Source organism: Methylobacterium haplocladii (genome assembly GCF_007992175.1).
Classification (GTDB): Bacteria; Pseudomonadota; Alphaproteobacteria; order Rhizobiales; family Beijerinckiaceae; genus Methylobacterium; species Methylobacterium haplocladii.
In genome coordinates this window covers 73,660-98,898 of sequence record NZ_BJZT01000036.1, presented here as the reverse complement: position 1 = coordinate 98,898, position 25,239 = coordinate 73,660, and the positions used below count along the sequence as shown (strand labels likewise).

At 67.8% G+C, this 25,239-nt stretch carries 21 protein-coding genes; 8 read left to right on the top strand and 13 right to left on the bottom strand.

Features of this window, described 5'->3' with window-relative positions; all coding sequences use genetic code 11:
* From MHA02_RS16685 to coxB, 6 genes are all read right to left on the bottom strand, one after another.
* The coding region (locus MHA02_RS16685) for a cytochrome c oxidase subunit 3 (protein ID WP_174804683.1) at positions 1-225 on the bottom strand (225 nt) is incomplete at its 3' end.
* Between the two features lie 153 nt (positions 226-378).
* Positions 379-987, bottom strand: coding sequence for a cytochrome c oxidase assembly protein (locus MHA02_RS16680; RefSeq protein WP_147080668.1), 609 nt, complete (start codon positions 985-987; stop codon positions 379-381).
* A 13-nt stretch (positions 988-1,000) separates the two neighbouring features.
* Complete coding sequence (locus tag MHA02_RS22260) at positions 1,001-1,168, bottom strand: cytochrome c oxidase system small membrane protein (protein WP_170249317.1); 168 nt, start codon at positions 1,166-1,168, stop codon at positions 1,001-1,003.
* A gap of 6 nt (positions 1,169-1,174) precedes the next feature.
* Positions 1,175-2,131 carry a heme o synthase gene (locus tag MHA02_RS16675; RefSeq protein WP_147080665.1) on the bottom strand — a complete coding sequence of 319 codons (957 nt, stop codon included), beginning with the start codon at positions 2,129-2,131 and terminating at the stop codon, positions 1,175-1,177.
* Positions 2,132-2,301: 170 nt separating this feature from the next.
* Positions 2,302-3,927, bottom strand: coding sequence for a cytochrome c oxidase subunit I (ctaD, locus tag MHA02_RS16670; RefSeq protein ID WP_147080663.1), 1,626 nt, complete (start codon positions 3,925-3,927; stop codon positions 2,302-2,304).
* A 78-nt stretch (positions 3,928-4,005) separates the two neighbouring features.
* Positions 4,006-4,845, bottom strand: a complete 840-nt coding sequence (gene coxB, locus MHA02_RS16665; protein ID WP_147080662.1) for a cytochrome c oxidase subunit II — start codon at positions 4,843-4,845, stop codon at positions 4,006-4,008.
* A 286-nt stretch (positions 4,846-5,131) separates the two neighbouring features.
* On the opposite strand from coxB, the gene fdhD reads away from it, so the two are divergent.
* On the top strand, positions 5,132-5,992 hold the full coding sequence (gene fdhD, locus MHA02_RS16660; protein WP_147080660.1) for a formate dehydrogenase accessory sulfurtransferase FdhD: 861 nt from the start codon (positions 5,132-5,134) through the stop codon (positions 5,990-5,992).
* Positions 5,993-6,086: 94 nt separating this feature from the next.
* Here fdhD and MHA02_RS16655 read toward each other — a convergent pair whose 3' ends face one another.
* Positions 6,087-7,142: a hypothetical protein gene (locus MHA02_RS16655; RefSeq protein WP_147080658.1), complete on the bottom strand. Its 1,056-nt coding sequence runs from the start codon at positions 7,140-7,142 to the stop codon at positions 6,087-6,089.
* A 669-nt stretch (positions 7,143-7,811) separates the two neighbouring features.
* On the opposite strand from MHA02_RS16655, the gene gltB reads away from it, so the two are divergent.
* Positions 7,812-12,539, top strand: a complete 4,728-nt coding sequence (gene gltB, locus MHA02_RS16650) for a glutamate synthase large subunit (RefSeq protein ID WP_373318329.1) — start codon at positions 7,812-7,814, stop codon at positions 12,537-12,539.
* 101 nt (positions 12,540-12,640) lie between these two features.
* The gene (locus MHA02_RS16645) at positions 12,641-14,074 is read left to right on the top strand and encodes a glutamate synthase subunit beta (RefSeq protein ID WP_147080656.1); all 1,434 of its coding nucleotides are present in this window, start codon (positions 12,641-12,643) and stop codon (positions 14,072-14,074) included.
* 60 nt (positions 14,075-14,134) lie between these two features.
* On the opposite strand, the gene MHA02_RS16640 is transcribed toward MHA02_RS16645, so the two are convergent.
* The 3 genes from MHA02_RS16640 to galE all read right to left on the bottom strand — a co-directional run bounded on the left by MHA02_RS16640 (position 14,135) and on the right by galE (position 18,075).
* Positions 14,135-15,502, bottom strand: a complete 1,368-nt coding sequence (locus MHA02_RS16640) for an SGNH/GDSL hydrolase family protein (protein ID WP_174804682.1) — start codon at positions 15,500-15,502, stop codon at positions 14,135-14,137.
* A gap of 225 nt (positions 15,503-15,727) precedes the next feature.
* Complete coding sequence (locus MHA02_RS16635; protein WP_238180074.1) at positions 15,728-16,900, bottom strand: lytic murein transglycosylase; 1,173 nt, start codon at positions 16,898-16,900, stop codon at positions 15,728-15,730.
* Positions 16,901-17,082: 182 nt separating this feature from the next.
* Positions 17,083-18,075 (bottom strand): UDP-glucose 4-epimerase GalE, encoded by a 993-nt coding sequence (galE, locus tag MHA02_RS16630; RefSeq protein ID WP_147080654.1) that lies wholly within the window; start codon positions 18,073-18,075, stop codon positions 17,083-17,085.
* 316 nt (positions 18,076-18,391) lie between these two features.
* On the opposite strand from galE, the gene MHA02_RS16625 reads away from it, so the two are divergent.
* Positions 18,392-19,258: a UTP--glucose-1-phosphate uridylyltransferase gene (locus tag MHA02_RS16625; protein ID WP_147080652.1), complete on the top strand. Its 867-nt coding sequence runs from the start codon at positions 18,392-18,394 to the stop codon at positions 19,256-19,258.
* 168 nt (positions 19,259-19,426) lie between these two features.
* Here the strand turns inward: MHA02_RS16625 and MHA02_RS16620 are convergent, their stop codons facing one another.
* Entirely contained in the window at positions 19,427-21,100 is a 1,674-nt protein-coding gene (locus MHA02_RS16620) for a formate--tetrahydrofolate ligase (RefSeq protein ID WP_147080650.1), read from the bottom strand.
* Positions 21,101-21,434: 334 nt separating this feature from the next.
* Between MHA02_RS16620 and MHA02_RS16615 the strand changes: the two genes are divergently transcribed.
* Positions 21,435-21,605 (top strand): DUF3140 domain-containing protein, encoded by a 171-nt coding sequence (locus tag MHA02_RS16615; protein WP_280177999.1) that lies wholly within the window; start codon positions 21,435-21,437, stop codon positions 21,603-21,605.
* A gap of 28 nt (positions 21,606-21,633) precedes the next feature.
* Here MHA02_RS16615 and aptA read toward each other — a convergent pair whose 3' ends face one another.
* Positions 21,634-22,953, bottom strand: a complete 1,320-nt coding sequence (gene aptA / locus MHA02_RS16610; RefSeq protein WP_244612426.1) for an omega-aminotransferase AptA — start codon at positions 22,951-22,953, stop codon at positions 21,634-21,636.
* Positions 22,953-23,228: a hypothetical protein gene (locus tag MHA02_RS16605; protein WP_147080647.1), complete on the bottom strand. Its 276-nt coding sequence runs from the start codon at positions 23,226-23,228 to the stop codon at positions 22,953-22,955. Before MHA02_RS16605 ends, aptA begins: the two co-directional genes overlap by 1 nt.
* Here MHA02_RS16605 and MHA02_RS16600 point away from each other — a divergent pair.
* The 3 genes from MHA02_RS16600 to MHA02_RS16590 all read left to right on the top strand — a co-directional run bounded on the left by MHA02_RS16600 (position 23,227) and on the right by MHA02_RS16590 (position 25,216).
* On the top strand, positions 23,227-23,697 hold the full coding sequence (locus MHA02_RS16600) for a hypothetical protein (protein ID WP_147080645.1): 471 nt from the start codon (positions 23,227-23,229) through the stop codon (positions 23,695-23,697). The genes MHA02_RS16605 and MHA02_RS16600 overlap by 2 nt on opposite strands.
* 173 nt (positions 23,698-23,870) lie before the next feature.
* On the top strand, positions 23,871-24,581 hold the full coding sequence (gene rpiA / locus MHA02_RS16595) for a ribose-5-phosphate isomerase RpiA (RefSeq protein ID WP_147080643.1): 711 nt from the start codon (positions 23,871-23,873) through the stop codon (positions 24,579-24,581).
* 47 nt (positions 24,582-24,628) lie between these two features.
* Complete coding sequence (locus MHA02_RS16590) at positions 24,629-25,216, top strand: DUF2059 domain-containing protein (protein ID WP_147080641.1); 588 nt, start codon at positions 24,629-24,631, stop codon at positions 25,214-25,216.
* The last annotated feature ends 23 nt before the right edge of the window (positions 25,217-25,239 follow it).

The window sequence follows — 25,239 nt, the reverse complement described above, 5'->3', positions numbered from 1 at the left end:
CGCCTCGCGGGTAACGTCCTTCCACCACGACAGCATCGTGTAGAGGATGCCGAGGAAACCGGCGGAGAACATGTACGGGCCGACCGCGAGGCCGCCCAGCGTCAGACCCTTCATCCAGAACACGGCGCCGGTCGTCGTGACGAAGCCGGAGAAGGCGCCGATCAGCGGCCACGGACTCGGACTGAGGATGTGGTAGTCGTGATTCTTGGCGTGCGCCTCGGCCATCGAAAAGCTCTCCTCACCCCCGGCCTTCGCCGCCACCGGCGGGCCCTGTTTCACCTTGTCGAGGATCGACTTAGTCGCGACCCTCGAACTCGAAGCCTTACTTCGGGCCTGCGCCCGTTGTCACGCTTGCGCGCTCAAAATTTCGTCGGTCCCTCAGCCGCCATCCGGCTTGCCGGAGGCGGGCGTCGAGATTGCCGCCTGGGGCGAGCCGTTGCGCGACACGAAGTACGTATACGACAGCGTCATCTCGCCGAGATCGGCGATGTCGGCATCCTGGCGCAGCTTCGGGTCGACGTAGAAGACCAGCGGGAAGTCCATGGTCTCGCCCGGCTGCAGCGTGTGCTCGTCGAAGCAGAAGCACTGGATCTTCACGAAGTAGCTGCCCATCAGCCCGGGCTGCACGTTGAAGGTCGCGATGCCCGTCGCCGGCTTCGGGCCGACGTTCTTCACCTTGAAGAAGACCGTCTTGGTCTCGCCCGGCACGGCCTCGACGCTCGGCGTCTCCGGCTGGAAGCGCCAGGACAGGTTCGGGGCGACGTTGGTGTCGAAGCGGACCGTCACGGGCTTGGTGGCGGACGTGTCGCCGGAGGCCGTGAGCGCCAGCCCCTTGCGGGGCGTGCCGTCATAGCCGGTCGCCTTGCAGAACAGGTCGTAGAGCGGCACCGAGGCGAAGGCGAGCCCGGTCATGCCGACGACCACGCCGGCGCAGGCGATGGCCGTCCAGCGCACCGTCCTCGCGTTGCGTGTCGCCTTATCGCTCATGGCCGGCGCCCGATCACAGCGGCCGTTCCATGATTTGCGGACCGAGCTTGGCGATCGTCAGCACGAAGAACAGGATCACGAGGGCGCCGAGCGTCAGCGCTATGGCGATCGATCGCTTGCGGCGCGCCTGCACCTCGGCTGGGGTGAGTTGTCGAACGGAGAATTCCGGGTGCTCGGCCATGGCGCGTCAGACGCCGACGGCGCGGAACAGGCCGAAGCCGTGCTCGGCGAGGAGGGCCGCGAACAGCAGCAGCAGGTAGAGGATCGAGAAGCCGAATAGGCCCATCGCGGCCCGGCGCTCCGGCTCGCCCTCGCGCAGACGGAACACCTGGATCGCGCCGGCGAGCATGCCGAGGCCGCCGAGGCCCGAGATCACCGCGTAGAGCCAGCCGCCGAAGCCGAGGGCCACGGGCGACATGCCGAGCGGTACCAGCAGCAGCGTGTACCAGACGATCTGGCGACGGGTGGAATCGGGGCCGGCGACGTTCGGCATCATTGGGATGCCGGCCTTGGCGTAATCGCCGCTCTTCACCAGCGCGAGAGCCCAGAAGTGGGGCGGCGTCCAGATGAAGATGATCGCGAACAGGATGACCGAGTCGAGACTGACGGAGCCCGTCACCGCGGCTTGCCCGACGATCGGCGGCAAGGCGCCGGCGGCGCCGCCGATGACGATGTTCTGCGCGGTCGCCCGCTTCAGCCACATCGAATAGACCACGGCGTAGAACACGATGGTGAAGGCCAGAAGACCGGCGGCCAGCCAGTTCGATGCGAGGCCGAGGATCAGCACCGAACCGACCGAGAGCACCATGCCGAAGGCCAGCGCCTCGTTCGGCAGGATGCGGCCGGCGGGAATCGGGCGCGTGGCGGTGCGCGTCATCAGCGCGTCGACGTCGGCGTCCCACCACATGTTGAGGCAGCCCGAGGCGCCGGCGCCGACGGCGATCATCAGCAGCGAGATGCCGGCGATGATCGGGTTCACGTTCGGGTGGGAGACCACCATGCCGACGAGCGCGGTGAAGATCACCAGCACCATCACGCGGGGCTTCAACAGCGCGAAGAAGTCCGAGACCTCGCCGCCGGCCGCGGAGGCCGTCGGATTGAAGCCCTGAGCATCGGCGGGCAGGCTGTTCGTCAGACTCGACATGAAAACCGCATTTTTCGATGGGCCGAACGCGATCCGTCCGGGCCGGTATCAGGGTTTGTCGCCACTTCGCCCTTTCCGGGAGACCCGAGGCGCGCACGCCGTGGCCTCCGGGAAAGAGCGAGGACCGCCGCAGCGGTCCTCGCGATCGTCGTCGGTGTCGGGAGCGGGCCTTAGTGGGCCGGCTCGTCGACGATCCGGGGCAGCGTCTCGTACTGGTGGAAGGGCGGCGGCGAGGACAGCGTCCATTCCAGCGTCGTCGCACCCTCACCCCACGGATTGGCGGCAGCGCGCTTGCTCGAGCGGAAGGCCAGGATCACGCCGATGAAGAACACCACCATGCCGAGCGCGAAGATGTGTCCGCCCCAGGTCGCCACCTTGTGCCAGGGGGCGAAGGCCTCCGGGTAGTCGGCGTAGCGGCGCGGCATGCCGGCCAGGCCGAGGAAGTGCATCGGGAAGAACAGGATGTTCGCGCCGATGAAGGCTAGCCAGAAGTGCAGCTTGCCGGCCCATTCCGGGATGATGTGGCCGGTCATCTTCGGGAACCAGTAGTAGACACCGGCGAAGATGATGAACACGGCGCCCAGCGAGAGCACGTAGTGGAAGTGCGCGACCACATAGTAGGTGTCGTGCAGGTACTTATCGACCGCCGAATTCGCGAGCACGACGCCGGTGACGCCGCCGACCGTGAACAGGAAGATGAAGCCCACCGCCCAGTGCATCGCCGCGGTGAAGCGGATCGAACCGCCCCACATCGTCGCGATCCAGGAGAAGATCTTCACGCCGGTCGGCACCGCGATCACCATGGTGGCGAACACGAAGTAGGACTGCGTCTGGAGCGACAGACCGACGGTGTACATGTGGTGCGCCCACACGACGAAGCCGACGACGCCGATGGCGACCATGGCGTAGGCCATGGCGAGGTAGCCGAACACGGGCTTCTTCGAGAACGTCGCGATGATGTGCGAGACGATGCCGAAGGCCGGCAGGATCATCACGTACACCTCGGGGTGACCGAAGAACCAGAACAGGTGCTGATAGAGCACCGGGTCGCCGCCGCCCTCGGGGGCGAAGAACGTCGTGCCGAAGTTGCGGTCCGTGAGCAGCATGGTGATCGCACCGGCGAGAACCGGAAGCGAGAGCAGCAGCAGGAAGGCGGTGACCAGCTCGGCCCAGGCGAACAGCGGCATCTTGTGCAGCGTCATGCCCGGGGCGCGCATGTTGAGGATCGTCGTGATGAAGTTGATCGCGCCGAGGATGGAGCCGGCACCGGCGAGGTGCAGCGAGAAGATCGCGAAGTCGACGGCGGGGCCGGGATGGCCGGACGACGACAGCGGCGGATAGACCGTCCAACCCGTACCTGCGCCCGCGGCACCCGGCGCACCCTCGACGAAGAGCGAGCAGACGAGGCTGCAGAAGCCGGCGACCGTCAGCCAGAACGAGATGTTGTTCATGCGCGGGAACGCCATGTCCGGCGCGCCGATCATCAGGGGCACGAACCAGTTGCCGAAGCCGCCGATCAGCGCCGGCATCACCATGAAGAACACCATGATGAGGCCGTGGCCCGTCACGAAGACGTTATAGGTCTGCGGGTTGGTGAAGTACTGGAGCCCCGGCTCCTCCATCTCCATGCGGATGCCGAAGGAGAGGAACGCGCCCACGCAGCCCGCGAAGAACGCGAACAGCAGGTAGAGGGTGCCGATGTCCTTGTGGTTGGTCGACAGGAACCAACGGGCGAAGAAGGACGGCTTGTGATCGTCGTGGGCATCATGCCCGGCATGTGCTGCGGCGGTTGCCATCGATGCTGACCTTAACTCGGGTATCGTGTGATCAGGCGAAAGGAGCAGGACGGGGCCAGGCCCGTCCCGCGAGCGGCCTCACTTGGCCGCGGCGAGCTTCGAGCCGTCGTCGATCGCGGCGAACTTGGTCTTGGCCTCCTTCAGCCACGCGGCATAGGCCTGATCGCTGACCACCTTCACGACGATCGGCATGTAGGCATGGCGCATGCCGCAGAGTTCCGAGCACTGGCCGTGATAGACGCCCTCGCGGTCGGCCTTGAACCACATCTCGTTCAGGCGGCCTGGGATCGCGTCGACCTTGCCGCCGAAGGACGGCATCGCCCAAGAGTGGATCACGTCGGTCGAGGTGACTTGGACCTTCACGACCTTGTTCACCGGGACGACCATCTCGTTGTCGGTCTGGAGCAGCTTCGGCTCCTTCTCTTCATCGATGTTGGCATCGAAGGTGAAGCCGCCGTCCTCACCGGCCTTCGGATAGTCGTAGGACCAGTACCAGGCGTGGCCCGTGGCCTTCACGGTCACGTCGGCCGTCGGGATGATGAGCTGCGTACGCAGGGTGCGGAAGGACGGGATCGCCACGCCGACGAGGATCAGGACCGGGATGATGGTCCAGGCGATCTCGATCGCAGTGTTGTGCGTGGTGCGCGAGGCTACTGGGTTCGCCTTCTCATTGAAGCGAAAGACGCAGTACAGCAGCAGCCCGAGCACGAAGAGCGATATGGCGAAGGCGAGCCAGTGCAGCACGTGCTCGAAGTTCATGAGATCGAGGGCTTCGGCCGTCACCGGCGTCTGCCGGCCCATCTGCCACGGCACGGGAACGCCGGGCTCCGCCGCGAAGGCGGCGGTGGACGTGACGAGAAGGGCGCCGATCGCGGCAAGCCCCCATTGAGACCGATGTTTCGCCTGCACCGTCCGCATGTGCCCTCTCGTGGCTCCCCGTTATTATCTTGATTTCGTTACCGCTCGTTCGCAGATAGCGTTCGTGCGGTGCCGAGGTCCGGTCGAGCCGGGACAGCCATGTTTGGCTCTCACCGCGAGACTGATGGACGGCGACGTAGAACCATACTGATCACAATCACGCAACCGCCAAGAGCGTCGCACGGTCCCGTCCAACGCATGTCTCGTGGTGGATGAAGCAGGTCTCTTCCGACGTCGGCAGCCGATCGTTGGCGGCTTAGCCATCTGAGAGTGCGGAGTTTTCGCGATGCAATCGAGCGAGACGTCCCACCCTGGTTTCGAGCGCCGCGAGCCTGCCGCATCGGCGACGAGCGTACGCGTGCCGACACTCGTCGTCGCCTACGACGACCCCGACCCGCGCGCCGACAGCCGATCCCTGGCGGTCGAGATGCCGGTGAACGTGGTCTACGGCAGCGTGCCCTACGCCGTGATGATGACGACGCCGGCCGACCTCGAGGATTTCGCCTACGGTTTCAGCTTGACGGAGGGAATCGTCGAGGGTGCCGGCGAAATCCGTTCGACGACGGTCGAATCCGGCGAAGACGGCCTGCGCCTGCTGGTCGATCTCGCGCCGGGTCGGCTGCGCGAGCATCTCGCCCGCAAGCGCGCGATCAGCGGCCGGACCGGCTGCGGCGTCTGTGGAATCGAAGACCTCGCCTCTCTTCCGCTGGCGGCACCCCGCAGCGGCAAGGGGCCGGATGTCGCGGTGGCCGCGATCCGAACGGCGCTCGACGGCCTCCACGCCGAACAGCATCTCAACCGGGAGACGCGGGCGGTGCATGCGGCCGCCTGGGCGCGCCTCGACGGCTCCCTCGTCGCGGTCCGCGAGGATGTCGGTCGCCACAATGCTCTGGACAAGCTGATCGGCGCCCTGATGCGGGCGGGCGAGGACCCGGACGGGGGCTTCCTCGTCATTACCAGCCGCTGCTCGTTCGAGATGGCCGAGAAGGCCGCGAGCTTCGGCGCCTCGGTGATCGTGGCGATCTCCGCGCCGACCTCGCTGGCGATCGAGCGCGCACGGCGCCACGACATGACGCTCTGCGCCATCGCCCGCTCGGACACCCTCACGGTGTTTGCGGGACGCGAGCGGCTGATCCTCGGGACTTGATCCTTCGGGAGGACGGTCGCCGACATTCGTCATCGCGAGCGCAGCGAAGCGACGACGAAAGCGGATCCGGGTGATTCAGACGTAGAGGTCAGGCTCAGTTGGCAGTGGCCGGTGCGGCCTCGCCGCCACCCGGCACGACGATCGCGCCGCCGATCACCCGGACGTTGCGCTTCGGATCACCGGCCGGCGGGTCCTGCCAGCCCTGATTCGCGCCGCCTTTGTCGGCGATCGCTTTGTCGGCGCGCCTGTCCTCGGCCGGTTTCTCCACCGCGGGCTTCTCGGCGACCGGCGCTTCGGTGGCTTGGGGAGCGGACGGCTTCTCGGCCGCGACAGGTTGGTTCGCGGCCGGCGTCAGCGGTGCGGGCTCGGTCTTCGGTGGTTCCACGACCGCCTTCGCCGCCTCGGGAGGCTTCGCTGCCTCCAGAGGCTTGGCGGCATCCGGCTTTGTCGGCTCGGAGGACGTTGTCGTCTGCGGAATCGGCGCTTCCGGCGACCCGCTCGGCGCGGCTGGCTTGACCGGCTGAGTCAGCTTGGCGGTCCTGCGTTGGGCAGCCGCAGCGCGGGCCTTGTCCCCCTTGCCGGCATCGCCTCGCGTACCGCCTCTCGCTTCAGGATTGACCCCGAACGTATTGGCATCCGGGGCACCCGGTCGCGGCGACACGCCGGGAGCGCGATCGATCTCGGCATGCAGCGACGGGCGTGGAAGCGGGATGTCGGCCGGCGGCAGCAGGCCTTCCGGCGTGCGGGCGGCACGGCGCGGAACGACGTCCTCTTCGGTCCAGCCATAGCCGGGGGCCGACCGGGCGACGCGGCCGGAGGGGTAGTACGGCGTATCGAGGCGCTCGCGCCCGATGACGCCACCTTCGCGGACGTCGACGAACAGCCGGACGCGACTGCCCGCCGGGTTGGTGGCCTCGACGACGTAGGCGCGGCCGTCGAAGCGGGGCCGTGCGATCTCGGTGAAGCCGCGATCCTGAAGCCGGTAGACGACGGCGCGCGGCGGGATCGGCGGAAGCTCGTCCTCGTAGGCCGGCCCCGGATAGGTCCGCATATAGCCGTAGGCGAACTGCGCGGACGCATCGCCCGCGGCGAAGAGCGATAGGACCGCCGCTCCGATCAACGCGCGGCGAATGCTCAGGCTGCGATGCATGCTGGAACTGTTCGGCGGTGTTCGGCGCATGGATGCCATGTGGCTTCTCTCCGGCCTCTCAGGTCCTGGGCCCCTCGGCGCGAGCGCGTCCGGTTTCGACCGGAGGTGGGCCTTGCGGCCGCGTGCGCCTCCGGTCCGATCGGCGGAGTCGTTGCCCCGCATTGCCCCTGTGAACGGCAGCCTCGCTTTGACCAGCCGATCGGGGCGGAAATGCGGGACGATTGCGGCGGCATCGGGCAAGGTCGCGGGACGGTCGCGTCATGCGGCCGCGGGGCGGCACCGAGAGCGCAATTCACCCTTGTGCTAATGGATGATCGCCGTCGCGGCAGGGCTCTTGCTGGACCCGATAAAATCTGTCAACGTCAGTTTTTAGGACAGGGACACTGTCCTTTTCTCGGAATGCCGAAGGCGGGCAGGAGCGGTTGGCGTGACCGACACGACGTCGAAACGAACCGAGATGCCGATTGCCGGCGAGGCGATCAGGGCGAACGCCGGCTGACGAAGCCGACGCGACGCCCGCGGGTTGCGGGCGCTTCCCTTCGAGAAGGTGCCGAGCCGACCCGATCCGCGACGACTGCACGATTCCCGGCCGCCGTATGGCGTTCGGGCACGAAACATGCTCGCATCCCCAGCCGGATCCGGCGGGACGATCGGAGAACGGGGTTGGACATGAGCGGAACCGCATCCGGAGGGTCGTTGTCCCACACCGCTGACCAGGGCGAGCATGTCGTGCCGTCGCGCCACGCCGGCCCCGCGCCGCTCGTCGTGCGCGATCCCGCCATGCCGAAGTCGCAGGGGATGTACGATCCGTCCCGGGAGCACGATGCCTGCGGCGTCGGCTTCGTCGCGGACATGCACGACCGACGCACGCACGCCATCGTGCAGCAGGGTCTCAAGATCCTGGAGAACCTGGACCATCGCGGCGCCGTCGGCGCCGATCCGAAGATGGGCGACGGCTGCGGCATCCTCACCCAGATCCCGCACGCCTTCTTCGCGGACGAGTGCTCGCGCCTCGGCTTCGAGCTGCCGGAGGCCGGCCGATACGCCATCGGCCAGTTCTTCATGCCGAAGAACGAGCAGGCCCGTTCCGTCATCGAGGACATCGTCCAGAAGGTCCTCGCCGAGGAAGGCCTGCCGCTGGTCGGCTGGCGCGACGTGCCGGTGGAGCCGGAGGATCTCGGCCAGGCGGTGAAGGAGACCGAGCCGCATCACCGCCAGCTCTTCATCGGCTGCCCGGCGGCGATCACCGACCAGGACGCCTTCGAGCGCCGCGTCTACATCGCCCGCAAGGCGATCTCCGGCCGCGTCTACGGCCTCGACGACGCCCGCGTGCACGAGTTCTATCCGGTCTCGGTCTCGACCCGGACCATCGTCTACAAGGGCATGGTGCTGGTGCATCAGCTCGGCGAGTACTTCCTCGACCTCAAGGACGAGCGCTTCGTCTCGGCGCTGGCGCTCGTGCACCAGCGCTTCGCCACCAACACCTTCCCGACCTGGCGTCTGTCGCACCCCTACCGGCTGGTCGCGCATAACGGCGAGATCAACACGCTGCGCGGCAACGTGAACTGGATGAAGGCGCGGCAGGCCAGCGTCGATTCGGACCTGTTCGGCAATGACATCTCGAAGATCTGGCCGATCTCGTACGAGGGCCAGTCCGACACCGCCTGCTTCGACAACGCCCTCGAATTCCTGGTGATGGGCGGCTACTCGCTGTCGCACGCCATGATGATGCTGATCCCCGAGGCCTGGGCGGGCAACCCGCTCATGACCGAGGAGCGGCGCGCCTTCTACGAGTATCACGCCGCCCTGATGGAGCCGTGGGACGGCCCGGCCGCCGTCGCCTTCACCGACGGCCGCCAGATCGGCGCGACGCTCGACCGCAACGGCCTGCGGCCCGCCCGCTACATCGTCACCGACGACGGCCTCGTCGTGCTCGCCTCCGAGATGGGCGTGCTGCCGATCCCCGACGAAAAGATCGTCCAGTCCTGGCGCCTGCAGCCGGGCCGGATGCTGCTGATCGACCTGGACAAGGGCCGCATCGTCTCGGACGAGGAGCTGAAGGAAGAGCTCGCCGCCGCGCACCCCTATGCCGAGTGGGTCAAGAACACTCAGATCGTGCTGGAAGACCTGCACCCGATCCAGCCGCGCGCCTCGCGCTCGGACGTGACCCTGCTCGATCGCCAGCAGGCCTTCGGCTATACCCAGGAAGACCTCAAGCTCCTGATGGCGCCCATGGCGGTGACCGGCCAGGAAGCCGTCGGCTCGATGGGCTCGGACACGCCGCTGGCGCCGCTCTCCGACAAGCCGAAGCCGCTGTTCAGCTACTTCAAGCAGAACTTCGCGCAGGTCACGAACCCGCCGATCGACCCGATCCGCGAGGAGGCCGTGATGAGCCTCGTCTCGTTCATCGGCCCGCGCCCGAACCTCCTGGACATGGAGGGCGCGTCCCGGCGCAAGCGCCTGGAGGTACGTCAGCCCATCCTGACGAACGGCGACCTCGAGAAGATCCGCTCGATCTCGCATTTCGAGGACCGCTTCGACACCAAGACCCTCGACATCACCTTCCCCGCCGAGACCGGCGCGTCGGCGATGGAGGGCGCCCTCGACCGTCTCTGCGACCGGGCCGAGGTCGCGGTGCGCGGCGGCTACAACATCATCATCCTGTCCGACCGCGCGGTCGGGCCGGACCGGATCCCGATTCCGGCGTTGCTCGCCACCGCAGCGGTGCACAACTACCTGATCCGCAAGGGGCTTCGCACCTCGGTCGGGCTCGTGATCGAGTCGGGTGAGCCGCGCGAGATCCATCACTTCGCGTGTCTCGCCGGCTACGGCGCCGAGGCGATCAACCCGTATCTCGCCTTCGAGACGCTGATCGCGATGAAGGACGAGTTCCCGCCGGATCTCACCAACGACGAGATCGTCTACCGCTACATCAAGTCGATCGATAAGGGCCTGCTCAAGGTCATGTCCAAGATGGGCATCTCGACCTACCAATCCTATTGCGGCGCGCAGATCTTCGACGCCATCGGCCTGAACTCGAACTTCGTCGCCCGCGACTTCTTCGGAACCGCGACGACGGTCGAGGGCATCGGCATGGCCGAGGTCGCGCAGGAGACGGCGATCCGACACCGCGACGCCTTCGGCGATGCGCCGATCTACCGCCACGCCCTCGATGTCGGCGGCGAGTACGCCTATCGCCTGCGCGGCGAGACCCACACCTGGACGCCCGACACCGTCGCCACTCTCCAGCACGCCGTGCGCATGGGGGCGGATGACCGCTATCGCGAATACGCTCGTCTGGTGAACGAGCAGGAGAACCACCTCAAGACCCTGCGCGGGCTGTTCCGGATCAGCACCGCCGAGGAGATCGGCCGCGCGCCGGTCGCCCTCGACGAGGTCGAGCCGGCCTCCGAGATCGTCAAGCGCTTCGCCACGGGCGCGATGTCCTACGGCTCGATCTCGAAGGAGGCGCACGAGACGCTCGCCATCGCAATGAACTCGTTCGGCGGCCGCTCGAACTCGGGCGAGGGCGGCGAGGAGCCGCGCCGCTTCATCACCGGTCCGGACGGGCGCTCGCGCCGCTCGGCGATCAAGCAGGTCGCCTCCGGCCGCTTCGGCGTCACCACCGAGTATCTCGTCAACGCCGACATGATGCAGATCAAGGTCGCGCAGGGCGCCAAGCCCGGGGAAGGCGGCCAGCTGCCCGGCCACAAGGTCGATGCCAAGATCGCCAAGGTCCGCTACGCCACCCCCGGCGTCGGCCTGATCTCGCCGCCGCCGCATCACGACATCTACTCGATCGAGGATCTGGCCCAGCTGATCTTCGACTTGAAGAACGTGAATCCGGAGGCCGACGTCTCCGTGAAGCTCGTCTCCGAGGTTGGCGTCGGCACGGTGGCCGCGGGCGTCGCCAAGGCGCGCGCCGACCACATCACGATCTCAGGGTTCGACGGCGGCACCGGCGCGGCGCCGCTGACCTCGCTCAAGCATGCCGGCGGCCCTTGGGAGACGGGTCTGGCCGAGACGCAGCAGACCCTCGTCATGAACAACCTGCGCGGCCGCGTGGCGCTCCAGGCTGACGGCGGCATCCGCACCGGTAAGGATGTGCTGATCGCGGTGCTGCTCGGTGCCGACCAGATCGGCTTCTCGACCGCGCCGCTGATCGCGGCCGGCTGCATCATGATGCGCAAGTGCCACCTCAACACCTGCCCCGTCGGCGTCGCTACCCAGGACCCGGTGCTGCGCAAGCGCTTCAAGGGCACGCCCGAGCACGTGGTGAACTACTTCTTCTTCGTCGCCGAAGAGGTGCGCGAGCTGATGGCCGCGATGGGCTTCACGAAGGTCGAGGACCTGATCGGGCGCTCCGATTTCCTCAACAAGCGTGATGCCATCGAGCACTGGAAGGCGCGCGGCCTCGACTTCTCGAAGCTGTTCCACCGTCCCGATGTCGGGCCGGACGTGGCGATCCGCTGGACCAGCCGGCAGAACCACCCGATCGACAAGGTGCTCGACCGTCGCCTGATCGACGGCGCGAAGAACGCCATCGAGACCGGCGAGCCGGTGGTGCTGACCGACGTGATCCGGAACTCGGACCGTGCCGCCGGGGCGATGCTCTCCGGCATGGTCGCCAAGGCCCACGGCCACGAGGGCCTGCCCGACGACACCATCACGGTGAAGCTCGCCGGCACCGCCGGCCAGAGTTTCGGGGCTTGGGTCGCGGCCGGCGTCACCATCGAGCTGACCGGCCACGGCAACGACTACGTCGGCAAGGGCCTGTCGGGCGGCAAGCTGATCATCCGGCCGAGCGAGGCCCTGAAGTCCGACCCCGCCCGCACGATCATGGCCGGCAACACCGTGCTCTACGGCGCCATCGCGGGCGAGTGCTACATCCGCGGCTCGGCGGGCGAGCGCTTCGCCGTGCGGAATTCTGGTGCGATCACGGTGGTCGAGGGCATGGGCGACCATGGCTGCGAGTACATGACCGGCGGCGTCGTCGTTTCGATCGGCGAGACCGGGCGCAACTTCGCGGCCGGCATGTCGGGCGGCATCGCCTACGTGCTCGACGAGGACGGCTCGTTCACCGCGCGCTGCAACCTCTCGATGGTCGACCTCGAACCGGTGGAGGAAGAGGACGACGTCATGCGTCGTTACCACCAGGACGGGGACCTCGAGACCAAGGGCCGCGTCGATCTCCTCGGCGACATGTCGGGCCATGACGAGGAGCGGCTGAGCCAGCTCCTGACCAACCATCTCAAGTACACCGGCTCGCCCAAGGCGAAGCTGATCCTCGACGAATGGGCGACCTACCGCACCAAGTTCGTCAAGGTGATGCCGGTCGAGTACCGTCGTGCACTTCGCGAGATGGAAGCGGCGCGGATGCCCATGGCGGCGGAGTGACGTGACCGCGACGACTGGACAGGGCCGGTCGTCATTGCAGCAAGAGACGGACGTGTCAGGCCGCGCGTGCAGCGCCGCCGCCGACCGCTAAGGGTTGATCGATGGGTAAGGTCACGGGCTTTCTCGAATACGACCGGCAGGAGCAGAAGTATCAGCTCGCCGCCGATCGCGTTCGCCACTTCCGCGAGTTCACGCTGCCGCTCGACGAGCACGATCTCGCCAAGCAGGCCGCGCGCTGCATGGATTGCGGCATCCCGTTCTGCCATGGGCCGACCGGCTGCCCGGTCCACAACCAGATCCCGGACTGGAACGACCTCGTCTTCCAGTCCGATTGGGAAGAGGCCTCGCGCAACCTCCACTCAACCAACAACTTTCCGGAATTCACCGGCCGCGTCTGTCCCGCGCCCTGCGAGGAAGCCTGTACGCTGAACCTCGAGAACCAGCCGGTGGCGATCAAGACCATCGAGCAGGCGATCGCGGACCGGGCCTGGAACAACGGCTGGGTGAAGCCCGAGCCCTCGGCCATCCGCACCGGCAAGCGCGTCGCCGTGATCGGCTCCGGCCCCGCCGGCATGGCGGCGGCCCAGCAGCTCGCCCGGGTCGGGCACGACACGCATCTGTTCGAGCGCGAGCCGAAGGCGGGCGGTCTGCTCCGCTACGGCATCCCCGACTTCAAGATGGAGAAGCGCCACATCGACCGGCGCGTGAAGCAGATGGAGGCCGAGGGCGTCGTCTTCCACTACAAGGTCAATGTCGGCGTCGATAAGCCGGTCGAGGAGCTGACGGCCGAATTCGACGCCGTGCTGTTCTGCGGCGGGGCCGAGGAGCCGCGCAACCCGCAGCTTCCCGGCCAGGAGCTCGAGGGCGTGCACTACGCCATGCCCTACCTCGTCCAGTCGAACCGACGCGTCGGCGCCGAGCCGATGCCCGGCAACGGCGAATTGCCGATCCTCGCCGCCAGCAAGAACGTCGTGGTGATCGGTGGCGGCGACACGGCCAGCGACTGCGTCGGCACGGCCTTCCGCCAGGGCGCGCTCTCGGTCACGCAGCTCGACATCCGCCCGCGCCCGCCCGAGCGCGAGGACAAGCTGACCGTCTGGCCCTACTGGCCGACCAAGATGCGCACCTCGTCTTCGCAGGCGGAGGGCGCCGAGCGTGAGTTCCAGGCGGCCACGCTGCGGCTCGAAGGCAACCGCAAGGGCCGCCTCACCGGCGTCGTCTGCGCCCGCGTCGACGACAAGCGCCAGCCGATCGCGGGCAGCGAGTTCGTGCTGCCGGCCGACCTCGTCTTCATGGCGATCGGCTTCGCGAGCCCGCTGCACAAGGGCATGGTCGCGGATTCCGGCGTCACCCTCGACAAGCGCGGCAACGTGCTCGCCAACGAGGAGGATTACCGGACCTCGAACCCGAAGATCTATTCTGCGGGCGACATGCGCCGTGGCCAGTCGCTCGTCGTCTGGGCGATCCGCGAGGGGCGTCAGGCGGCGCGTTCGATCGACGAGGCGCTGATGGGCGAGAGCGTGTTGCCTCGGTGATGTTTCAGCCGGCCCCGCGCCGAGCGGGGCCTGCGATCTCTCGACAAAAACTCCAAGAAATCAGCCGGGTGGCCATTTGAAGTCGTCGGCCCGGCCCGGCTGCGGCATCGGGGCGGCGCCGCGCTGCATGGTCCGCTCGACCGTGCCGTAGGCGTCGCCTTCGCGTGGGCGTCCGCTGATCAGCGTCCCGCCCGGTGAGACCTCGGCGCGGCCGAGGGGCACGACCGGACCCGAGGCGGGCTTGACCGGCAGGCTCGGGATGCCGGGCGGTTCGGGCAGGCTCGGCAGCATCGCCGTGATCTTGCGATCGATCGCCGAACTGTCGTCGAGGCTCGGTCCGGTCTCGGCGGGCGTCCCCGAAGGAATCGTCGCGACGGCGGGCTGCTCCGCCGGCAGCGTGCCGTTGGCGCCTATCATCCGCTTCAGTTCGATATCGGCGAAGTGCGCGACCTTGCGGGCGCCGGGATTGGTGAAGTGGATGCCATCCGCGGTGCGCAGCGTGGCCCGCTGACCGTCGAGATCGGGGCCGGTCGCCGTGTAGCGGTTGCGATCGTCGACGAAGCCCGGCCAGATGTCGACATAGGTCTGACCGGCCTTCTGGATGCGCTCGCGGGCGATGTCGTTGATCGTCGCCAGATCCTTGGTCAGAAGCTCGAGCCGGACCGGCGGCACGTTGACCCAGATCAGCGGGATCTTGTGGTCGGTGAACACCTTCGCGACGGCGTCGATGCGGGCGGCATAGATCTCGCGCCACTTGTCGGTCAGGGGCTCGAAGCTCTCGCTGCCCTCGCGTATGGCCTGCCGGTCGTTCACGCCGACCATGAATAGCCCGTAGGCGACCTTCGGGTTGGCGTTGAGATAGTCCTCCGCCGCTTTCGCCCAGTCGACCACGTCCTTGCGGACGATGCCGCTATCGCCGCGCGACCGGTCGACCACCGCGACGTCGGGCTTGTCGCGAAACGCATCGTCCAATCCCTTGGCGAGATAGGATGCGAGGGAATCGCCGAAGACCGCGACCTGCACCGTGGGGGCGGTCTTCGCGGGGGCCGGCGCGAGGGGTTTGGCGATGCTCGGCGCGGCGCTCGGCGTGCGCTTGCGGGCCGCCGGAGTCTCGTGGCCGCTCGACCCGACGGACGGCGGCCGCGGCCGCGCAGGGCGGCTCGACGTCCTCGGCTGGACTTCGCGATTGGGTTGAACCTGCGGCTGCGGGCGGTCTTCCCAGGGCCAGTAGAACTGGCGCGGGGCCTCCTGCTGCGGGGGGGCGTAGCGCCGATCCTCGCGGGAGGCACGACGCCGGGGCGCATAATAGGGGTCGCGCGGGGCGTCGTAGCTGTCGCCCCACTGGGCCCTCACCTCCTGTACCGGCGAGAGGAACGCCGCGGCGGCGAGGAGTACGAGGGTGAGGAGATGCTTCGGCGCAAAGGCCATGCGGCTGCCCGGGTCTGCGTCGCCGAACGGTGACCAGCGCTTACTGCCCTGGATCGCCCCGGCGTTCATCGGGATGATAACCCAGATGCGCACCGAGTCGAATTCTGCAGCCGGTACGCGGTGCTCAGCAGGTTGCGCAAACGTGCCACGCGGCTTTGCGCGAGGAACCTGCGATCCAGCAAAGGCCTCTGCGAGCGACGCGTCCGCCTGCCAACGCGGACTTTTTCAGCGCTGACCCGTGACATGCTCCAGCAGCGCCGGACTCGCATAGCCGTCCGCCGGCAGCGCGGCTCGGATCTGATATTGCCGCACCGCCTCGCGCAGCTTCGGGCCGGCCCGCCCGTCGAAATCCCCTCGGTAGAATCCGCCGGTCGCCAGTCCCTCCTGCAGCGTCTTGAGGCCGGCATTGTCGAGGCGCGCCGCGCCGCTCGGCCAGGGTGCTGCAAGCGCAGGCGCGCCGGAGAGCCGGTCGGCGAGGTGCCCGACGGCCAGCGCGTAGGAATCGCTGGTGTTATAGACCCGGATCACCTCGAAATTGTCGGTGATCAGAAACACCGGGCCGCCGAGCCCGCCGGGCAAGAACAGCGACCCGATGCCGACACCCGGCAAGGCCTTGCCATCCGTGCGCTTGACCCCGCGCCGGCCAAAATCCGAAAGGTCGCCCCGGTAGCGGCTCAGGTCGAAATCCGGCGGCAGCCGCACCTCGTAGCCCCAGGAATAAGCCGGATTCCAGCCGATCTCCTTCAGATAATGCCCGATCGAGGCGAGCGAATCGACCTGAGAGCCCCAGATGTCGCGGTGCCCGTCGCCGTCGAAATCGACCGCGTATTTCAGGAAGACCGAGGGCAGGAACTGCACCTGACCCATGGCCCCGGCCCATGAGCCCTTCATCTTGTCCGGCGTGATGTCGCCGCGCTCCAGGATCTCCAGGGCCGCGAGCAACTCGCCCCGAAACATCTCGCCGCGATGTTTCGCATAGGCGAGGCTCGCCAGCGCCCGCACCACCGGCAGCGTGCCCGGGCTGCTGCCGAAATCGGATTCGACGCCCCAGAAGGCGAGCATGACCCAGCGCGGAACGCCGTAGCTCTTTTCGATCCGGTCCAGCGTTGCGGAGAGCCGCGCAGCGTGCGCCCGGCCGCGATCGAGCCGTCCCGGCGAGATCGCCCCGACGAGATACTCCCAGACCGGCCGGCTGAACTCGCTTTGTTTCCTGGTGCGCCCGATGACGTCGGGGTCGGGGGCCGTGACGTCCCGGAACGCGGTCTCGAAGGTGGCTTGCGAGATGCCGCGGGCCTGGGCTTCGGCGCGGAGGGAGTCGAGGAAGGCGCGGAAGTCGGGGTCCGGGGCTGCCAGGGCACGGCGGGTTCTGACGGAGGCGGCAAGCCCAACGACCGACACGAGAATCGCACGGCGGTGCCAGCGCGCTTCCCCTCCCCCCTCTGCGGGGGAGGGTGGCCCTCGCGTCAGCGAGGGTCGGGAGGGGGGAGCGCCCTCTCCGAAGACGTCGCTCCCCTCTCCCGACCCGCTTCGCGGGCCACCCTCTTCCGCAGAGGGGAGAGGGAATGCAGCGTCGGCGCCCATCAACGTCGATTCCGCTTGCTCAAAGAATCTTCCCAATCCAGCGCCTGCCGCACGATGCCGTCGAGGTCGTCGTGCTTGGGCACCCAGCCGAGTTCGCTCCGGATCCGATCGGCCCCCGCGATGATCTGCGCCGGGTCGCCGGCGCGGCGGGGCGAGAGCCGCACCTCGAAATCCTTGCCCGAGACGCGCTTGACCACCTCGATCACCTCCAGCACCGAGTAGCCGCGCCCGTAACCGCAATTCAGCGTCAGGCTGTCGCCGCCGCCGCGCAGGTGGTTCAGCGCTACGAGATGCGCCTCGGCGAGATCGCTGACCTGGATGTAGTCGCGCAGGCACGAGCCGTCCGGCGTCGGGTAGTCGGTGCCGTAGACTTCGAGATGCGTGCGCTGGCCGAGTGCGGACTGCGTCGCGACCTTGATCAGGTGCGTCGCGTTCGGCGTCGACTGGCCGGAGCGCCCGCGCGGATCCGCGCCGGCGACGTTGAAGTAGCGCAGGATGACGTAGCTGAAGCCGTGGGCCTTGGCCGCGTCGGCGATCATCCACTCGCTCATCAGCTTCGAGCGGCCGTAGGGGTTGATCGGGTTGGTGACGAGACTCTCCGGCACCGGCACGGTCTCCGGCTCGCCGTAGACGGCCGCTGTCGAGGAGAAGATGACGTGCTTCACGCCCTCCTTCACCGCCGTCTCGATCAGCGCCCGCGTCTTCACGGTGTTGGCGAGGTAGTAGTGCAGCGGGTCGGCGACCGAGTCCGGCACCACGATCCGCGCCGCGAAATGCGCCAGCGCCTCGACCTGGTGCTCCCGTATCGTCCTGGCGACGAGGTCCTGGTCGGCCACGTCGCCGAGCACCAGCGTTACCTCGGGCGGCAGCGCCCAGTCGAAGCCGGTCGACAGATCGTCGATCACCACGACCTCATCATGCCCCGCATCGATCAGCGCGAGCACCATGTGACTGCCGATATAGCCGGCGCCGCCCGTGACCAGTACTGCCATCGTCCGTCAGTTCCCCGTGGTGTCGGAGGAGGCTACACAATGGTGAGGTCGGGATGAAGCGCGTTTCGACTCCGGATGGACGGTCGAGCCGGCGTTCGCCGGCATGGGGAATACGGTCCGGCGCGGCGCGACCTTCGTAGGCGGCGGGTATCCGGATCCGCCCGAGGGATCGGCCTGCGGATCATTGCGGTCTGTTCGCCCCGTGGTGCGATTTCGATCTCCGACACAACTGTGCCCCGGTGAACCCTGCACGCGCCGTGCTATGTAACCTCAGCCACAACGCGTCCCGACGCACGCCACAAACGGGTCCCGGTCCATGAAGAAAATCCGAAAAGCCGTTCTTCCCGTCGCCGGTCTCGGCACGCGTTTCCTGCCGGCGACCAAGGCCGTGCCGAAGGAGATGCTCACCGTCGTCGACCGGCCGGTTGTCCAGCATGTCGTCGACGAGGCGCGGGCCGCCGGCATCGAGCATTTCATCTTCGTCACCGGCCGCGGCAAGGCGGTGATCGAAGACCATTTCGACATCGCCTACGAGCTCGACGCCACCCTGCAGGAGCGCGGCAAGACGGCGGCCTACGAGGAGCTGAAGAAGGATCTGCCCAAGGCCGGCCAGACCAGCTTCACCCGCCAGCAGGCGCCGCTCGGCCTCGGCCACGCGGTCTGGTGCGCCCGCGAGATCGTCGGCGACGAGCCCTTCGCGGTGCTCCTGCCGGACATGCTCAGCCCCGGCTGCATGGGCCAGATGCTGGCGGCCTACGAGCAGCACGGCGGCAACGTCATCGCGGTGGAGGAGGTCAAGCCGGAGGAGACGCACCAGTACGGCATCGTCTCCGTCGGCGAGACCTTCGGCCAGACTTTCGAAATTACCGGCATGGTCGAGAAGCCGAAGCAGGGCACCGCGCCCTCGAACTTCATCATCTCCGGCCGCTACATCCTGCAGCCCGAGGTATTCTCGATCCTGGAGCACGGCAAGAAGGGCGCTGGCGGCGAGATCCAGCTCACCGACGCGATGCTCGAGCTGATGGGCGAGCAGAAGTTCTTCGGCATGCGCTACGACGGCAAGACCTACGACACCGGCTCGAAGCTCGGATTCCTCACCGCGAACATCGCCTACGGGCTGCAGCGGCCGGATCTCAAGGAGGCGCTGACGGCGGAGATCAGGGCGCTCCTCGGGGAGAAATAGGCAGCCCACCGTCATTCCGGGGCTCGCCGAAGGCGAGAACCCGGAACCCACGATCGAGCGCAGCGTATCGGGTCGATTGCACGCTTCGCGCGCCCCTTCGGGTCCGGGTTCCGCTGCGCGGCCCCGGAATGACGGAGAGGAGCGAACGCTCCTCCCCGCGATGAGAGGCTAAAACAACCCGTCGATCTGGCCCTTCTCGTCGAGCCGGATCGTGTCCGCGGCCGGGACCTTCGGCAGGCCCGGCATGGTCATGATCTCCCCGCAGATCACCACCACGAACCCGGCCCCGGCCGAGAGGCGGACGTCGCGCACCGCGATGACGTGGTCGGAGGGCGCGCCGATCAGGGCCGGGTCGGTGGAGAACGAGTACTGCGTCTTGGCCATGCAGACCGGCAGGTTGCCGTAGCCGTCCTTCTCGAAGCCGGCGAGCTTGGTGGCGGCCTTCGACTCGATGTTGACGCCGGACGCGCCGTAGAGCTTGGTCGCGATCGCCTTGACCTTGTCGGACAGCTTGGCCTCGAGTTCATAGACGAAGTTCAGCGGCTTCTGCTCGCCCTCGGCAAGCTTCACCACAGCGTTGGCGAGTTCTTCCGCGCCCGCGCCGCCGTCAGCCCAATGCTTGCAGGTGATCGCCTCGACGTCGAGCTTCTCCCGGCAAAGCTCTTTCAGCTTCGCATGCTCGGCATCGGTATCCTGGAAGAAGTGGTTCACCCCCACCACCACCGGCAGGCCGAAGCTGCGCATGTTGGTTACGTGCCGGGCAAGGTTGGCGAAGCCCTTTTCGAGGGCTTCGATGTTCTCGCCGGCGAGCTCCTTCTTATTGACGCCGCCATGCATCTTGAGGGCGCGGATCGTTGCGACGATCACCACGGCCGAGGGGATCAAGCCAGTCTGGCGGCACTTGATGTCGATGAACTTTTCCGCGCCGAGATCGGCGCCGAAGCCCGCTTCGGTGACGACGTAGTCGCCGAGCTTCAGGCCGGTCTGCGTCGCGATCACCGAGTTGCAGCCATGGGCGATGTTGGCGAAGGGGCCGCCATGGATCAGCGCCGGGTTGCCCTCGAGCGTCTGCACGATGTTCGGCTGAAGCGCGTCCTTGAGCAGCACGGTCATCGCGCCGGTCGCCTTCACGTCCTTGAGCGTGACGGGCTTGCGGTCGCGGGTGTCGGCGATGACGATCTTGCCGAGACGCTCCTCGAGGTCGGCGAGGTCCTTGGCGAGGCAGAACACCGCCATGACCTCGGAGGCCACCGTGATGTCGAAGCCGTCCTCACGCGGAAAGCCGTTGGCGACGCCGCCGAGCGACTGGTTGATGGCGCGCAAGGCCCGGTCGTTCATGTCGACCACGCGGCGCCAGTGGATGCGGCGCACGTCGATGTTGAGCTCGTTCGCCCAGTAGACGTGGTTGTCGATCAGCGCCGCGGCGAGGGAGTGCGCCGAGGTGATGGCGTGGAAGTCGCCGGTGAAGTGCAGGTTGATCTGCTCCATCGGCACGACCTGCGCCTTGCCGCCGCCGGCCGCCCCGCCCTTCATGCCGAAGCAGGGGCCGAGCGAGGGCTCGCGGATACAGATGACGGCCTTCTTGCCGATGCGGTTGAGCGCGTCGCCGAGCCCCACCGTCGTCGTGGTCTTGCCCTCGCCCGCCGGGGTCGGCGAGATCGCGGTGACGAGCACGAGCTTGCCGTTCGGCTTGTCGCCGAGCGACTTGATGAAGCCGTGGTCGATCTTGGCGATGTGCTTGCCGTAGTTCTGGAGCGCGTCCTCCGGAATGCCGACCTTGGCCGCGACCTCCGCGATGGGCTTCAGCGTCGCCGCGCGGGCGATCTCGATGTCAGACGGCATATCCTCTCCTCGTTCTTTTTGGTTCGGGGCGTCGCGGCGATTTCTTCGGAAGCCGCGCTGGCGTACGCGGCCGATCTGTCGAAATCCTCGACTGCCGAGATAAGGCGTTCCGCGCGTTCTGGTCGAGTGCGCAGAGAAAAGCGTCTCGGATTTTTTGGAGGTTTTTCCGAAATTAAATTTGATTCCTCGGGGCGACGTCACGGCGCAACGCTACGTCTCAGGAACCGGCCCCTGGCAAGCAGATTGTCGGGCGACCCGAACGACAGGGCCGGAGCCCGCAACAGCCAAAACCGAAGACGAACCGGCCGCGACCTACAAGGACTCCAAGCAGGTCGTGGACATGACGGCCCTCGGCGTTGGATCAACGCCTCGCCACGAAGGCAGTCGCTGCATCGGCCAGAAGACGTACGGTGGCGAGGCGACAGGCCACAAGGAGGGCTGCCGCATCGTCGACATGCTCGGCAGGAAGAAGGCCGACCTGACGGACGAGGACGTCGCCACATGACGTTGGCTGAAGGACCGAGACGCGCGGCTCACGCCACCGCCCGGATCACCACCCGCGTCTTCTCCACCAGTTCCCCGATCTGATCCTCGCTCACGATCAGCGCCGGGCACAGGGCCAGCGTGTCGCCGGAGACCCGGATGACGAGGTCGCTCACGTTGAAGGCGTGGACCATGGCGTCGTAGCCGCGCCCGCCGGACGCATCCGGTCGCGGCGCGAGGTCGATGCCGGCGGCGAGGCCGAGGGTCCGGATGTCGAGCACGTTCGGCTCGTCGCGCAGGCTCATCACCGCGTCGGCGAAGACCGGCTCCAGCACGCGGCTTCGTTCGAACAAACCCTCGTCGCGGTAGAGGTCGAGGGCCGCGAGGCCGGCGGCGCAGGCGAGCGGGTGGCCGGAATACGTGTAGCCGTGAAACAGCTCGATCGCCCGCTCCGGCCCGGTCATCAGCGCCGCGTGGAGGCCCTCGCGCACGATCACCCCGCCGAGCGGGACGGCGCCCGAGGTCACGCCCTTGGCAAAGCAGATCATGTCCGGCGTCACGCCGTAGCGCTCGGCCGCGAAAGCGAAGCCGAGGCGCCCGAACCCCGTGATGACCTCGTCGAAGATCAGCAGGATGCCGTGCCGGTCGCAGATGCTTCGCAGCTTCTGCAGGTAGCCCTTCGGCGGCGGCAGCACGCCGGTGGAGCCGGCCATCGGCTCGACGATGACGGCGCAGATCGTCGCGGCATCGTGCAGAGCGACGATGCGCTCCAGTTCGTCGGCTAAGTGAGCGCCCCATTCGGGCTCACCCTTGGAGAACGCCTGTCGCTCGCGGTCGTAGGTATGCGGCAGATGGTCGGTGCCCGAGAGGCCGTGGCCGAAGGCCTTGCGGTTGGCGGGGAGGCCGCCGACCGAGATCCCGCCGAAGCCGGTTCCATGATAGCCGCGCTCCCGCCCGACGAACCGCGTGCGCCCGCCCTCCCCCGTGGCGTGCCGGTAGGCCAGCGCGATCTTGAGCGCGGTGTCGACGGCCTCGGAGCCCGAGTTGCAGAAGAAGACGTGGTCGAGATCGCCCGGCGCCAGCGCCTCGATCCGCGCGGCGAGTGCGAAGGCGCCCTCGTGGCCGAACTGGAACGGCGGCGCGTAGTCCAGCCGTCCCGCCTGAGCCTGGATCGCGGAGACGATCCTTTCGTGTCCATGACCGGCATTGCAGCACCAGAGCCCCGAGATGCCATCGAGCAGCGTTCGCCCGTCCGGCGTGCGGTAGTGCATCCCCTGCGCGCTCGCGATCAGGCGCGGGTCGCGCTTGGCGGCGCGGTTGGCGGTGAAAGGCATCCACCACGCATCGAGGTCGTTTCGCGGGGCGTCCATCATGCCACCATGAGCCCGAGATGCCATGTCGTCGGCGCGGCATCGCCTTGGTCGTATAGCAACGTATCGTCGCGTTCGATGCCGACCAGAGATGCCGACCAGGCTTGCGGCGTGAGCCGCTCCGGGTTTTCCGAGGGCTCCAAGCCGCGGGAGGATGGAGCGACGAGGCCGTTCGTGATCGTCGTTCCGCCCGCCCTGATACCGCGCAGGATTTCGTTAACCATAATCGCGTCCTGTCCCCGGGTGTTTTCCTCCGTGACAGGGTCATCGACCATGCGCGCCTGCCTCTCGCCCAAAGCCGTCCGGACGGTGTTCGCCGGACTCGTCCTCTCCGCTGCGAGCCTGCCCGCGCTCGCGGCCGGACCCTACGAATTCGTGCCGGCGCCGCAGATCGATCTCAACCGGGTCTACCGGGTCGACCGTTCCACCGGCGAGGTGACCTCCTGCCAGTACGGTCTGCGCGACGACAATGTCGGCGTGACCCTGTGCTTCGCCGCCGGCGAGGGCGCAGCGGCGCAGGCGCCGGCCGAGTACGGCCTCGTCGCCTCGCGCCACACCCGCGAGGCCGGCGTGTTTCGCGTCAACTACCGCACCGGCGAGATGAGCATCTGCTACGTACAGGTCCGCGAGGAGCTCGTCGTCTGCACGCCCCAGACCAATCCGGCGCCGGCCGGTTCGCCATCGGCCGCCCCCGCCACCAAAGCCGCCCCGAGCGTGACGCCCCCGCAGGGCGCCCGGCCCTGATCTCTAGGATCCCGGTCTCGCCTCGTCCTGGCAGGTCGCCCAAGCCCAGGTCGCGCAAGCCGAAGTGGCAGGCCGCGTTTGCGGGGATCGTGAGGCGTGCTAGGGGCTCGCGCCGACGCCGTGAGCACGCCCATGCACGCTTCTCTTTCGATCGCCGCCTTCGGACCCGCCGCGTGAGCGGCCCGGATCTGCGCCGTGCCGCCGCCGCCCGCGCGGTCGATCTCGTCACGGACGGGATGCGGCTCGGGATCGGCACCGGATCCACCGCCAATGCCTTCATCCAGTTGCTCGGCGCGCGCGTGCGCGACGGCCTCGACGTGATCGGCGTGCCGACCTCGGAGGCGACCCGGACGGCCTGCGAGGCCGAGGGCATCCGGCTGACCAGCCTGGAGGAATGCCCCGAACTCGACCTCACGGTCGACGGCGCCGACGAACTCGACAGCCAGCTCCGTCTGATCAAGGGCGGCGGCGGCGCACTCCTCCGGGAAAAGATCGTGGCGCATGCGAGCCGCCGCATGGTGGTGATCGCCGACGCGGCCAAGCACGTGCAGACGCTCGGCGCGTTCCCACTGCCGATCGAGGTCAATCTTTTCGGATTTGGCGCAACCTTCAAGGCCGTGCAGCGCGCCGTCGAGGCGGCCGGCTGCAGCGGCGAGCTCGCTCTGCGAAAAGCGTCGGGCGGACAGCCCTACGTCACCGATGGCGGCCATGCCATCGTCGATGCGCGACTCCAGGCCATTCACGACCCCGAGACACTGTCGGCGGCCTTGTGGGCGGTGCCCGGCGTCGTCGAGCATGGCCTGTTCCTCGGCCTCGCCACCGCTGCGATCCTCGCCGAGGCTCGGGGCGACGAGGCCGTGGTCACGGTCCTGGGGTCGCCGTGATGGTCTTCGATCGATCCGACATCCAGCACGACACCGGAGCGCCCCCCATGTCCCGCCGCCTCGACGCCCTGGCCGTCCGCTTTTTTGGGACGGCCCTCGTCGGCGCCATCCTTCTGCCCCTGGGCGCACTGGCCCAGCAGCCCGCAAAGCCCCCAGCCGCCAAGCCGACGGCGCCCGCCGCGCCTCAGACCCCGGCCGCCAACACGCAGGCCCAGGTCAGCCCGAGCCACCTCGCGCTCGCTCGCGAGGTGATGTTCAATTCCGGCATCGCCCGCTCGTTCGACTCGATCATCCCGGCGCTGGCCGAGCAGATCAAGAAGAACACCGTGACCCGGCCGGAACTCGGCAAGGATCTCGACGAGGTCATCAAGAGCCTGCAGCCCGAGATGGATCTGCAGAAGCAGCGCATGATCGACGTCGCCGGGCGGATCTATGCCGGACGCCTCAACGAGGCGGAACTGAAGGAGATCGTCGCCTTCTTCCGCTCGCCGGCCGGCAAGCGCTACGTCGAGACGCAACCGCAGGTGCTCGACGAGCTCGTCGGCGCGATGCAGGATTGGACCCAGGAAGTCTCGGAATACATGATGATCCGCGTGCGCGCGGAGATGGGCAAGCGCGGCCATCAGCTTCAGTAGGCCGGTGTCCGCCCCGAAGGGCT

Excerpts from the sequence above, each read along its gene's own strand:
- fdhD (WP_147080660.1), top strand. The coding sequence starts at position 5,132 with ATGCAATCGAGCGAGACGTCCCACCCTGGTTTCGAGCGCCGCGAGCCT.
- ctaD (WP_147080663.1), bottom strand. The coding sequence starts at position 3,927 with ATGGCAACCGCCGCAGCACATGCCGGGCATGATGCCCACGACGATCAC.
- MHA02_RS16675 (WP_147080665.1), bottom strand. The coding sequence starts at position 2,131 with ATGTCGAGTCTGACGAACAGCCTGCCCGCCGATGCTCAGGGCTTCAAT.
- MHA02_RS16600 (WP_147080645.1), top strand. The coding sequence starts at position 23,227 with ATGCGCGCCTGCCTCTCGCCCAAAGCCGTCCGGACGGTGTTCGCCGGA.
- MHA02_RS16640 (WP_174804682.1), bottom strand. The coding sequence starts at position 15,502 with ATGGCCTTTGCGCCGAAGCATCTCCTCACCCTCGTACTCCTCGCCGCC.
- MHA02_RS16605 (WP_147080647.1), bottom strand. The coding sequence starts at position 23,228 with ATGGTCGATGACCCTGTCACGGAGGAAAACACCCGGGGACAGGACGCG.
- MHA02_RS16645 (WP_147080656.1), top strand. The coding sequence starts at position 12,641 with ATGGGTAAGGTCACGGGCTTTCTCGAATACGACCGGCAGGAGCAGAAG.
- MHA02_RS16680 (WP_147080668.1), bottom strand. The coding sequence starts at position 987 with ATGAGCGATAAGGCGACACGCAACGCGAGGACGGTGCGCTGGACGGCC.
- MHA02_RS16620 (WP_147080650.1), bottom strand. The coding sequence starts at position 21,100 with ATGCCGTCTGACATCGAGATCGCCCGCGCGGCGACGCTGAAGCCCATC.
- aptA (WP_244612426.1), bottom strand. The coding sequence starts at position 22,953 with ATGGACGCCCCGCGAAACGACCTCGATGCGTGGTGGATGCCTTTCACC.
- galE (WP_147080654.1), bottom strand. The coding sequence starts at position 18,075 with ATGGCAGTACTGGTCACGGGCGGCGCCGGCTATATCGGCAGTCACATG.
- coxB (WP_147080662.1), bottom strand. The coding sequence starts at position 4,845 with ATGCGGACGGTGCAGGCGAAACATCGGTCTCAATGGGGGCTTGCCGCG.
- MHA02_RS16655 (WP_147080658.1), bottom strand. The coding sequence starts at position 7,142 with ATGCATCGCAGCCTGAGCATTCGCCGCGCGTTGATCGGAGCGGCGGTC.
- MHA02_RS16625 (WP_147080652.1), top strand. The coding sequence starts at position 18,392 with ATGAAGAAAATCCGAAAAGCCGTTCTTCCCGTCGCCGGTCTCGGCACG.
- MHA02_RS22260 (WP_170249317.1), bottom strand. The coding sequence starts at position 1,168 with ATGGCCGAGCACCCGGAATTCTCCGTTCGACAACTCACCCCAGCCGAG.
- MHA02_RS16590 (WP_147080641.1), top strand. The coding sequence starts at position 24,629 with ATGTCCCGCCGCCTCGACGCCCTGGCCGTCCGCTTTTTTGGGACGGCC.
- gltB (WP_373318329.1), top strand. The coding sequence starts at position 7,812 with ATGAGCGGAACCGCATCCGGAGGGTCGTTGTCCCACACCGCTGACCAG.